We start from the raw sequence: 10,706 nt of genomic DNA, 5'->3' as shown, positions 1-10,706 counted from the left end.
ATGCGGTGTTAACGCTGACAACCTAGCGCCCACCCCCCAGAAGCGTCACTGGTTATTTTGCAACATTTCACAAACATATTGACAGGAGGTTTTTTTTCAGTTTCACGCAAAAAAACATTGCACAACTTCATTTTCCATGATAATTTAATGTTGTATTTTTTATCAAAAAAAATACGCCATAAATGTCTTGTTTTTCACTTTCTTTATAAAGATTTTCTTCTTTTAACACCTTAAAACCTCACATCTTTAAATACCTGGCTCCCCTTCGCGCTGAAACGAAGTGAAAGCGCGGAATAGATATATATGTTTGAGAACAAAAAAAGATTTTATATTTAAATTTTTAAATAAAACGAATTGTTTCTAAATCGTTAAGCTTGCAACACTTTTGTTACCATCTTCACCACCCAAGTGAGGTTAGCTGCATGTGCATCTAGGGAAGGTGCGAATAAGCGGGGAAATTCTTCTCGGCTGACTCAGTCATTTCATTTCTTCATGTTTGAGCCGATTTTTTCTCCCGTAAATGCCTTGAATCAGCCTATTTAGACCGTTTCTTCGCCATTTAAGGCGTTATTCCCAGTTTTTAGTGAGATCTCTCCCACTGACGTATCATTTGGTCCGCCCGAAACAGGTTGGCCAGCGTGAATAACATCGCCAGTTGGTTATCGTTTTTCAGCAACCCCTTGTATCTGGCTTTCACGAAGCCGAACTGTCGCTTGATGATGCGAAATGGGTGCTCCACCTTGGCCCGGATGCTGGCTTTCATGTATTCGATGTTGATGGCCGTTTTGTTCTTGCGTGGATGCTGTTTCAAGGTTCTTACCTTGCCGGGGCGCTCGGCGATCAGCCAGTCCACATCCACCTCGGCCAGCTCCTCACGCTGTGGCGCCCCTTGGTAGCCGGCATCGGCTGAGACAAATTGCTCCTCTCCATGCAGCAGATTACCCAGCTGATTGAGGTCATGCTCGTTGGCAGCGGTGGTGAATAGGCTGTGGGTCAGGCCACTCTTGGCATCGACACCAATGTGGGCCTTCATGCCAAAGTGCCACTGATTGCCTTTCTTGGTCTGATGCATCTGCGGATCGCGTTGCTGCTCTTTGTTCTTGGTCGAGCTGGGTGCCTCAATGATGGTGGCATCGACCAAGGTGCCTTGGGTCATCATGACGCCTGCTTCGGCCAGCCAGCGATTGATGGTCTTGAACAATTGGCGGGCCAGTTGATGCTGCTCCAGCAGGTGGCGGAAATTCATGATGGAGGTGCGGTCCGGCAAGGCGCTATCCAGGGATAACCGGGCAAACAGACGCATGGAGGCGATTTCGTACAGAGCATCTTCCATCGCGCCATCGCTCAGGTTGTACCAATGCTGCATGCAGTGAATGCGCAGCATGGTTTCCAGCGGATAGGGCCGACGACCATTACCGGCTTTGGGATAAAACGGCTCGATGACGGCGGTCATATTCTGCCATGGCAGGATCTGCTCCATGCGGGAGAGGAAAATCTCTTTTCGGGTCTGACGGCGCTTACTGCTGAATTCACTGTCGGCGAAGGTGAGCTGATGACTCATGATGAACCCTTTTTCATGGCTCCAGATGACAAACATGATCTCATATCAGGGACTTGTTCGCACCTTCCCTAGGTCACTCGGAGTCAGGGTCTCAAAATAGAGCTGGTATTGTACTGAGGCCATGTCTTACCTGTTGGATTACTGAAAATGGCGGTATCCATATAATTTATGAATACCGCCAAAAGAAGCCGAAAATAGGTCTAACACAGAGTTAATATTTGGTTGAGCAATATGCAAATAATTTGTACTGCGCTCTCTCAATGAACCAACAAGCCAACAGCAAGGCACACCATAATCACGCCAGCGAGGCGGCTGACCACCATAGCAGCATAGGGCCGAGAACTCAGTAGCCATTTACTAGAATAGCCTACACAGGTGTAGACAACTGCACAGCTGGCCGTGTGGATCGACCCCATCACCATAATTTGTTGGACCAAACTCCAGTGGTAGTGAGGAGAAGTAAAAGGCGGCAAGAACGCCACAAAGAATAACAACGCCTTGGGATTCAACCCACTGACACCAATGCCATGTCTAAAACTCCTCCATCTATCAACTGCTGCAACACTCTCTGCACCAAGTTGGATATAAGTGGGTTGCCGGATCATACCTACCCCTAGCCAGCCAATGTAAAGTGCCCCACCAAGTGTCATTAATCGCATTAGATAGTCATGCTGAGCAAGCACCGTACCGACACCAAACGCAACAAACGCCGTCAAGGCCAAATAGCCAACCAACAACCCTGCTATGCTAATCAGAACTCCTTGACCTCGAATTCCTGCTGCTATAGCAAAAGACCAATCGATTCCAGGAGTTACAACAAATACCAGTGAAAAGGCCCAAAATGAGACAAGCAAATCCCAAGACATAGAATATACCGCAATAAAATTTTATTTATGCAATGCCAAGCCTTTAATGGCCTTGTCGATGATCTTTTTAGGACCTCGTAGTGCAAGACCAACTAAATCCAAGTTATTCGCATCCTCAGCTAGGAACACTTGTCGATTCGCCTCATCATGGCCAGTAGAAAACATAGCATGGACATAGGGAATGATAGATATATCCTCAACAATCCCTTTTTTGTGTGCTTTTTGTAATCCAGCCAAATTTGCCTGGAACACCAACATAGGTTGGCCAAGCATGTTCCCATACTGACGACCAAGGGCATCAATATAGGGTTTCCCCATAACCTCTGGGGATGCTGCGGCAATTCCACTAGATAAAAATGCCACTACATTCAAACGCTGCCAAATAGCAAGATCATCACGAACTATCAAGGCGATTTTGGTATCAAACATTCAATCTTCTCCTTTGCATTTACCATAGGGTAATGTTCGGAGATCAGGGCAGGGTTAATCTAGAACATTTGTGCACAGTCGCTGGTAACTTGCAGGCGACAAGCGATAAGCACGTTGAAACCAGCGCCCAAGATGGCTTTGATCAGCAAAGCCAACCTCTAGGGCTACTTGTGAAGGTAAGGCACCTTGGGCTAGGCGCTGGCGGGCAACACGTAGCCGCAAACGCACTAGGTAGGCATGGGGGGACAAGTTAAAAACTTGTTTGAACTGCCTATTTAAGCGAAAACGGTCGATTCCTGTATATAAGGCTAATTCATCCAGGCTGACATCTCTAGCCATCTGATCATGTAAAAAGTCACGAGCACGTAGGACTTGTTGCTGTGAATTGGAGCGCACAGAGCTCGGATGGAGCTGGACATGCTGTGCTAGGTGGGACATGAGTAAATCCAAGCTCAAATCGCGAGCCAAACGCCCTTCTCGACCGTGAATGGCTATGAATGCTTGTTGAATAGCACTTGCAAGTTGACGATCATCAGTCAGTGTATCACGGAAGGTAGCTTGGAGCTGTGAAACATCATTGCCACCTCGTGCTATCAAGGCGGTGTTGACCCATGGCTGTGGCAGATAGAGCATTGAATAGGTGAAACCTTGCTCTTCAGGTGCGTGACCATCATGTACGGCACCAGGCTCGATCAGTATGACTCGTCCCGGCTGACTAGTGTGTAGAGCACTTCTGCAATGAAAGCGCTGAACGCCCTGTAAGGTAATGCCAACTAACATCTCATCATGGTCGTGTGCATCATAAGCGTGCCCACGAAAATGGGCTTGTACGCTTTCTATCCCAGTCTCCTTGTCATGCTGTAGTTGCAGCCAATCTCCAGAACTTTGCTCCTCAGCATGTGTTCGTTCATCACCCATGGTCGATAATGCCTAATCTATACAATAACTAGTTGTCACCTAACTTTAGCCTGAACGTGATGTCTTGTATGTAACTGAAACTGAAACTGAGGACAATTCAGGGGGGCTGGATTTGCCCCCATAGATCCAGACACTTCACGTGTTTCAGCACAGGCCCATGTCCAACTGGAGAAGAGCTAATCCCCCCTGGCGCCAGCCGTAGAGGATTAAGCTTAACACCGCCATTGCCGCGCAGGCGGCGAGGACGAACCAGACTTTGCGAATCGTCATGCTTGCGCCCTCTCGATGCGTGCCACCGACTGCTCTTTCACCGGCCAGTTCAATGCGGCAGCAACAAAGCTCAACGCGATGGAGATGTACCAGACCAGTTCATAGCTGCCGGTACGATCGAACAGGTAACCACCCAGCCATCCACCGAGGAATGAACCTATTTGGTGGAAAAAGAACACAATGCCCCCGAGCATGGAGAGATTCCGGACACCAAACATCGTAGCCACGGTTCCATTGGTCAGCGGAACAGTGGAGAGCCACAGCAGCCCCATTGCAATGCTAAACGCATAGGCAGTCCAGGTTGTGACAGGAAACGTAATGAACAACGCGATCACAACAGCACGCACCAGATACAAGGCACTCAGCAGACGCGGTTTGGAATGTTTGCTGCCGAGCCAGCCAGCTATATAGGTACCGAACACATTGAACAGCCCCACGAGTGCAAGTGCAGTAGTGCCGACGATCACCGGCAATTGCTGATCGACCAAGTAGGCTGGTAAATGTACACCGATAAACACTACCTGGAAGCCACAGACGAAAAATCCAAATGCCAATAACCAGAAGCCCGAATGGTTGCATGCTTCCCGCAGAGCTTCTTCTAGTGTTTGTTGTGGTCCGTGCGAGATGGGGGGGCTATCCTTAATCATTACGGCAAGCGGCATTATGAACGCAGCAGTTATACCAAGCACAATCAATGCGGCCGACCAGCCAAGCCACTCGATCAGCCCCAATGATCCTGGCAGCATGGCAAATTGACCTAAAGATCCTGCTGCTGCGGCGATACCCATCGCCATACTGCGTTTTTCCGGTGGTACGACACGACCAACAACGCCCAATATTACGGAGAATGAAGTTCCCGACAGACCTATTCCGATTAGAACCCCCGCACTAATGGACAGCGATAGTGGAGAGCTTGCAAAGCTCATCAAGACTAGGCCGACTGTGTATAGGAGTCCCCCCACGACGATGGTTCGCCGTGCACCAAAGCGGTCAGCCAAAGCACCGGTAATGGGCTGGAAGATCCCCCACACTAGGTTCTGAAGTGCCATGGCGAAGGCGAAAATCTCGCGGCCCCATCCGAATTCCATACTCATCGGCGAAAGAAACAGACCGAAGCCATGACGAGTGCCTAATGACAAGAAAAGAATCAATGCAGCACCTAGCAGCACCCAGAAACTCCTACGCCATGCAGTAATCATTGTGAAAGTGTCCTAGTGTTGTTTATTCAGTAGAGTTAGTTTGGGCTCACCGAGCATGGAATAACCTCACAGCCAATCAACGGATAGAAGCGGCAGCATAGTTGGTTAAGAATTTTATTTGTCTCCCACGCACGAACTACTGTTAGCTGTTCAAGATGAATATTTGTCCTTACAAGGCCAGTCGGGATTCTGGCTGACGAACTTCAAGCCGCAGTCTTGCTATGCCTGTAAGTGCAGTGCTCAATTCGGCAATGTACAGATCTAGTTATCACCTGACACCGGCCTCAAACCGGTGTCTTGTTTACGCTACTTTAGAGCGCACTTCCTTCGGTATCAATTTCAGACCCTTTTTGAACATGCTGTAGGGGGTCTGACCCTCCATCATCCTGCCCTGATGTGGTCGCTGGTTGTTGTAGTGATCCAGATAGCTATCCAGGTCTGTCTGCATCTGCTCCACCGACTCATACCAGGTTGTCCTCCCTTTGATACGGAAGTGTTCATCCAACAAGGTTCGATGCAGCCGTTCGATAAAGCCGTTGCTCTGCGGCCTGCGTACCTTGGTGGTCCGGTGCTCAATCCCCTCCAGTTGCAGGAACATCTCGTAGGGATGATGGTCAGGGCGCCCGCAGAACTCGCGCCCATTGTCCGACAGGATGGTATAGACCCGTGCCTCATGAGCCTCGAAGAACGGCAGCACCGTTTCGTTGAGTACATAGACCGAAGTCACCGGCAGCTTGCTGGTGTAGAGTCGTCCCCAGGCGTGGCGGCTGTAGCAGTCCAGCACGGTTTGCAGATACACCTTGCCTACCCCCTTGAGTGCACCGACGAAGAAGGTATCGACCGCCACCAGTTCCCCGGTGTAGTGGACCTCTATCTGGCGTTCGCGGAACTCGGGACTGAAGCGCTCGAGCAGGCGAATTTGCTCGTCATTGAGCTCAATGGTCTGTTCCCTATGGGTTTTCTCGAGGCGCAACAAACGGTCATGTTTGGAGAGCAAGTCATGACGTTGCCACACGCCACGCACACCGCCCGCACTGACGTTGATGCCTTGCAGAGCCAGTTCTTGCGCGACCCGCAGCGGGCCATGGGTTGGTCTGGTGAGAGAGTAATCGAGGATGGCCTGTTCAATCTCGGGAGCGACCCGGTTGGGATGCGCCCCTTTACAGCCGGGTAGTTTGTCGAGCAAGCCCTCGGCGCCATAGGTCTGATAGTTACGGCGAATTTCGTAGAACTGCTGACGGCTGTAGCCGATAAGCTTGCAGGCTTTGCTGACGTTATTGAGCTATTTGGCGAGCTCTAGCAGGCTGAGTTTACGACGTGCTACTTTCTCGTTGGTGGTCATACGGTGACTCCGGATAACACGGTAGGGGTACCGTTTTGTTATCCGGTTTGAAGCCGTATGACCACTCCCTTTTGTGGGCAACTGTCAGGTGAATACCATCTCCATACACATAAACAAACTGAATATGCTGGGCCCGCCTGTCAGAAGGCCCTGAATGTAGCTGTCACCTGGGGCTGGAGAAGTCATTACTGGATCGCTGATTTGGGCATAGATGGTCGCCCCCAGTTTGCCAAGCTAATATGCTGTGGTGGTTTACGGGTCATCAGTTGCAGCCATAGATCCGGACTTTTCTGAGGTGATGAAACACCTCTGTCCCTGATGGAATGTGCTGATGGAGGCCTCTATCAACAACGCGCTCTCTCAAGAGCCTTGCCTAAACCGGGTTTTCCCCATCACGGTCTGACCTGTCCTGCCATCACTTCATACTTGCCTGAGCAATCGGTGGTGTTTTTTCTGTCTCACTGGCTCAGAAGCTTAAATGCTCATCACTGGCGCACAGTACTCCTGGTCTTTGGCCAAGAGCGCCCACACAATCCGTGCATTCTTGTTGGCCAATGCTACCGAGGCAATGTTGTTATTCCGGCGCTCCAATAGCCGACTGGCCCAGCCCGATACAGTATCCTGTTTACGTTTGACTGACTGCAACACCGCCCTGGCGCCATGGATAAGCAAAGTCCGCAAATAGGTATCGCCTCGTTTGCTGATCCCTAGCAGTACTTGCTTACCACCACTGGAATGCTGGCGTGGCACCAAGCCAAGCCAGGCCGCAAGTTGTCTGCCATTCTCGAAATTGTTGGCGTTGCCGATAGTCGCAATCAACGCACTGGCAGTGATAGGGCCGATGCCAGGGATCTTACCGATACGCTGGCATAGCGCATTTTGCTGATGGCACTGCTCAATCTGCTTGTCGAGCGTAGCCACAACATCAAACAAGTACTCCATATGTTTCTGTAACAAACTCAATTGCACGCGAAACAGGCTGGGTAACGAATTATCGGCATCCTCCAGAATCTCCGGTAACCGTTGCTGTAGTTGATGGATCCCTCGGGGCACGATGATGCCAAATTCAGCCAATAGACCCCGGATTTGATTGGCTTGTGCAGTCCGCTGCTTGATGAATCCCTGACGGCTCCGATGAAGTGCCAGCACTGCTTGCTGTTCAGGGGTCTTGATAGGCACGAACCGCATGTTGGGTCGAGTGACGGCTTCGCAGATTGCTTCTGCATCAGCAGCATCATGTTTGTTGGTTTTGACATAGGGTTTGACGAACTGGGGAGCCATCAGTTTGACGCGATGACCCAATGCGCTCAGCTTGTTGGCCCAAAAGTGGGCAGAGGCACAGGCCTCCATGCCGATCAAACAGGGTGGGATATTGGCAAAAAAGGAGGTCATTTGTGAACGCTTGAGTTGCTTGTTGAACAACCGCTTACCGTGCTCGCCCACCCCGTGAACCTGGAATACCTCTTTTGCCAAATCTATGCCGATTGTCGTAGCCTTCATGGTGGTCGCCTCTCTCATCAGTGGGAACGTACATTCGCCACTTTGGCACTTCAGATGCCGTTTTGGGTAGGGGCGACCATCCCATTAACAACGCCCTCCATCGCCATATCTGAACTAGTAGCGACCCTAGAGGGCTGAACTATTGAGGATGTTCCGAATCGTGGTATCAGGAAACAACGCTAGGATCATCAGCAAGCTGCGATTCATTTTGCCGGTCGCAATCAACGGCAGTACTGGACTGCTTGATGTAGGTCTCCCGCACATGCTGGCGGCCGAAGATGGCTTGAAGACTTAGAGGCAGAACTCGTAACCGAGGCCCCTGTCGTTGATGAGCGCATCATCTTCATCTCTCAGGAAAAGACACAAAATATCGTGTATTGAAACCTAATATGGCAGGTCAAAAAATACACACATCACTTCTTCCTCTTTCCTGCTCATCAGGTATAATCCGCCATCTTTTTTTGCATCAGTGACCAGCGACCCCCTATGACTGTCAACCGTTTTGACCCCAGCTCAGACAGCCTGACGCCTGCAACCACGCAGGCTCAGCCATTGGACAACCAACCTGTCCAACAAGCGACTTCCAGCATTATTAGGTCTCATCCCCCAAGGATTGGTTTTGTGAGCTTGGGATGCCCCAAAAATCTGGTCGATTCCGAGCGCATCCTGACCCAGCTGCGTACCGAAGGGTACGATGTGGTGCCCAGCTATGACGATGCGGAGCTGGTGGTGGTCAACACCTGCGGCTTCATCGACAGCGCGGTACAGGAGTCGCTGGAAGCCATCGGCGAGGCCCTGGCCGAAAACGGCAAGGTGATAGTCACCGGCTGCCTCGGCGCCAAAGAGAACCAGATCCGCGAGATCCACCCCAAGGTGCTCGAGATCACCGGCCCCCACGCCTATGAAGAGGTGCTGGGCCACGTTCACAAGTACGTGGAGAAGCCGACCCACAACCCCTTCACCAGCCTGGTGCCAGCCCACGGCGTCAAGCTGACTCCCCGTCACTACGCCTACCTCAAGATCTCCGAGGGCTGCAACCACCGCTGCACCTTCTGCATCATCCCCTCCATGCGCGGGGATCTGGTGAGCCGCCCCATCGGCGAGGTACTGGCCGAGGCCAAGCGCCTGAAAGAGGCCGGCGTCAAAGAGATACTGGTGATCTCCCAGGACACCTCCGCCTACGGCGTGGACGTCAAGCATCGCACCGGTTTCTACGACGGCATGCCGGTCAAGACCAGCATGGTCGCCTTGTGTGAAGAGCTGGCCAAGCTCGACATCTGGGTGCGCCTGCACTACGTCTACCCCTATCCCCACGTGGATGACGTCATCCCGCTGATGCGCGACGGCAAGGTACTGCCCTACCTGGACATTCCGCTGCAACACGCCAGCCCGCGCATCCTCAAGCTGATGAAGCGCCCGGGTACCGTCGAGCGCACCCTGGAGCGCATCCAGAAGTGGCGCGAGATCTGCCCCGAGATCACCCTGCGCTCCACCTTCATCGTCGGCTTCCCCGGCGAGACCGAAGAAGAGTTCCAGATGCTGCTGGACTTCATCGACAAGGCGGAGCTGGACCGCGTTGGTTGCTTCAAATACAGCCCGGTCGAGGGCGCCAAGGCCAACGAGCTGCCGGATCCTGTGCCGGAAGAGGTCCAGGAAGAGCGTTTCCAGCGCTTCATGGAGCTGCAGCAACAGGTCTCCGTTCGCAAGCTGGCCCGCAAGGTCGGCAAGGAGATGACAGTGCTGATCGACGAAGTGGACGAAGAGGGTGCCACCGGCCGCTCCTTCGCCGACGCCCCCGAGATCGACGGCCTGGTCTACCTGAACGGTGAAACCGGCCTCAAACCCGGCGACATGGTCAAGGTCCGCATCGACGAGGCTGACGAGTACGATCTGTGGGCCAGCCTGATAGGCTAAGTCCGCTGTCCATGACGGCGCCTGCCCGGCAGGCGCGCAAAAAAGCCAGTCAGTGACCCTGACTGGCTTTTTTTATTGATCGCACAAGATGGTTATACGCGCTGAAGCGGGGCGCACGCTGCTGCACCTGGCGTCACTCGGTCAGCGCTTCTGACGAGGGCGAGAGGCCGATATCCGCCACCATCACCAGAACATGAAGGCCTTTATAATGGACCTCCTCAAGGGCCTTGAAACCATGATGACTATAAACGCCACCGCTCAGGTTTTCGGTTTGCAAGTACAGCTTGCTGATCCCTGCCCTGCGGGCACGGCTGAGGATCTCTGTTACCAGCAAGGAAGCGACCCCCTGCCCGCGTGCTTTTTCAACGACATAGACCCCACCCAACCAATACTCGTACTCGGGAAACATCGCCATTTCACGGATTTTGAGCTCGGCAGCCCCCACCCATTCACCGGCCTGGCGGGCCAGTACCATCAGCGGAGCCCGGTCGACCTGGGTGGCCGCCGTGACCTTGGCCAGCACCTGCTCTTGAGTGCTGCGACCACTGTCGCGGCACCATTCGTCAAAATACCATGAGGCAACCACGCCTGCGGCAGATGGCGCATCCGCCAGTAACAACAACTCCATAAAGCCTCTTTTGCGTATGACCCCTGACCGGCTGGGGAAGGATGAACACGACGAGGCGAAACCCAGGGTCGCACCCGCG

The 10,706-nt window shown here is 52.4% G+C and carries 8 protein-coding genes and 1 pseudogene; 1 reads left to right on the top strand and 8 read right to left on the bottom strand.

Annotated features, from left to right (window positions below; translation table 11 throughout):
- Positions 1 to 580: 580 nt before the first annotated feature.
- The 7 genes and pseudogenes from ACWPWQ_RS14445 to ACWPWQ_RS14415 all read right to left on the bottom strand — a co-directional run bounded on the left by ACWPWQ_RS14445 (position 581) and on the right by ACWPWQ_RS14415 (position 8,085).
- Positions 581 to 1,561, bottom strand: a complete 981-nt coding sequence (locus ACWPWQ_RS14445; protein WP_234921232.1) for an IS5-like element IS5 family transposase — start codon at positions 1,559 to 1,561, stop codon at positions 581 to 583.
- Between the two features lie 257 nt (positions 1,562 to 1,818).
- On the bottom strand, positions 1,819 to 2,427 hold the full coding sequence (locus tag ACWPWQ_RS14440) for a LysE family translocator (protein WP_202015450.1): 609 nt from the start codon (positions 2,425 to 2,427) through the stop codon (positions 1,819 to 1,821).
- 21 nt (positions 2,428 to 2,448) lie between these two features.
- The gene (locus ACWPWQ_RS14435; RefSeq protein WP_104452519.1) at positions 2,449 to 2,856 is read right to left on the bottom strand and encodes a DUF2000 domain-containing protein; all 408 of its coding nucleotides are present in this window, start codon (positions 2,854 to 2,856) and stop codon (positions 2,449 to 2,451) included.
- A gap of 54 nt (positions 2,857 to 2,910) precedes the next feature.
- The gene (locus ACWPWQ_RS14430; RefSeq protein ID WP_104452518.1) at positions 2,911 to 3,774 is read right to left on the bottom strand and encodes an AraC family transcriptional regulator; all 864 of its coding nucleotides are present in this window, start codon (positions 3,772 to 3,774) and stop codon (positions 2,911 to 2,913) included.
- 266 nt (positions 3,775 to 4,040) lie between these two features.
- Positions 4,041 to 5,213, bottom strand: coding sequence for an MFS transporter (locus ACWPWQ_RS14425; protein ID WP_199770451.1), 1,173 nt, complete (start codon positions 5,211 to 5,213; stop codon positions 4,041 to 4,043).
- A gap of 331 nt (positions 5,214 to 5,544) precedes the next feature.
- Positions 5,545 to 6,585 (bottom strand): annotated as a pseudogene (locus ACWPWQ_RS14420) (IS481 family transposase).
- A gap of 474 nt (positions 6,586 to 7,059) precedes the next feature.
- Positions 7,060 to 8,085 carry an IS110 family RNA-guided transposase gene (locus ACWPWQ_RS14415; protein WP_104453241.1) on the bottom strand — a complete coding sequence of 342 codons (1,026 nt, stop codon included), beginning with the start codon at positions 8,083 to 8,085 and terminating at the stop codon, positions 7,060 to 7,062.
- Positions 8,086 to 8,571: 486 nt separating this feature from the next.
- Here ACWPWQ_RS14415 and rimO point away from each other — a divergent pair, with 486 nt between their 5' ends.
- A complete protein-coding gene (gene rimO, locus ACWPWQ_RS14410; RefSeq protein ID WP_454010097.1) occupies positions 8,572 to 9,999 on the top strand; it encodes a 30S ribosomal protein S12 methylthiotransferase RimO in 1,428 nt (475 codons plus the stop codon).
- A gap of 133 nt (positions 10,000 to 10,132) precedes the next feature.
- Here the strand turns inward: rimO and ACWPWQ_RS14405 are convergent, their stop codons facing one another.
- On the bottom strand, positions 10,133 to 10,627 hold the full coding sequence (locus tag ACWPWQ_RS14405; protein ID WP_454010096.1) for a GNAT family N-acetyltransferase: 495 nt from the start codon (positions 10,625 to 10,627) through the stop codon (positions 10,133 to 10,135).
- Positions 10,628 to 10,706: the final 79 nt, after the last annotated feature.

Source organism: Aeromonas sp. Marseille-Q7275, assembly GCF_965119515.1.
Note: the sequence above shows the minus strand (reverse complement) of the source record. Positions and strands in the feature narration are given on the sequence as shown.

Excerpts from the sequence above, each read along its gene's own strand:
- ACWPWQ_RS14445 (WP_234921232.1), bottom strand. The coding sequence starts at position 1,561 with ATGAGTCATCAGCTCACCTTCGCCGACAGTGAATTCAGCAGTAAGCGC.
- ACWPWQ_RS14440 (WP_202015450.1), bottom strand. The coding sequence starts at position 2,427 with ATGTCTTGGGATTTGCTTGTCTCATTTTGGGCCTTTTCACTGGTATTT.
- ACWPWQ_RS14435 (WP_104452519.1), bottom strand. The coding sequence starts at position 2,856 with ATGTTTGATACCAAAATCGCCTTGATAGTTCGTGATGATCTTGCTATT.
- ACWPWQ_RS14430 (WP_104452518.1), bottom strand. The coding sequence starts at position 3,774 with ATGGGTGATGAACGAACACATGCTGAGGAGCAAAGTTCTGGAGATTGG.
- ACWPWQ_RS14415 (WP_104453241.1), bottom strand. The coding sequence starts at position 8,085 with ATGAAGGCTACGACAATCGGCATAGATTTGGCAAAAGAGGTATTCCAG.
- rimO (WP_454010097.1), top strand. The coding sequence starts at position 8,572 with ATGACTGTCAACCGTTTTGACCCCAGCTCAGACAGCCTGACGCCTGCA.
- ACWPWQ_RS14405 (WP_454010096.1), bottom strand. The coding sequence starts at position 10,627 with ATGGAGTTGTTGTTACTGGCGGATGCGCCATCTGCCGCAGGCGTGGTT.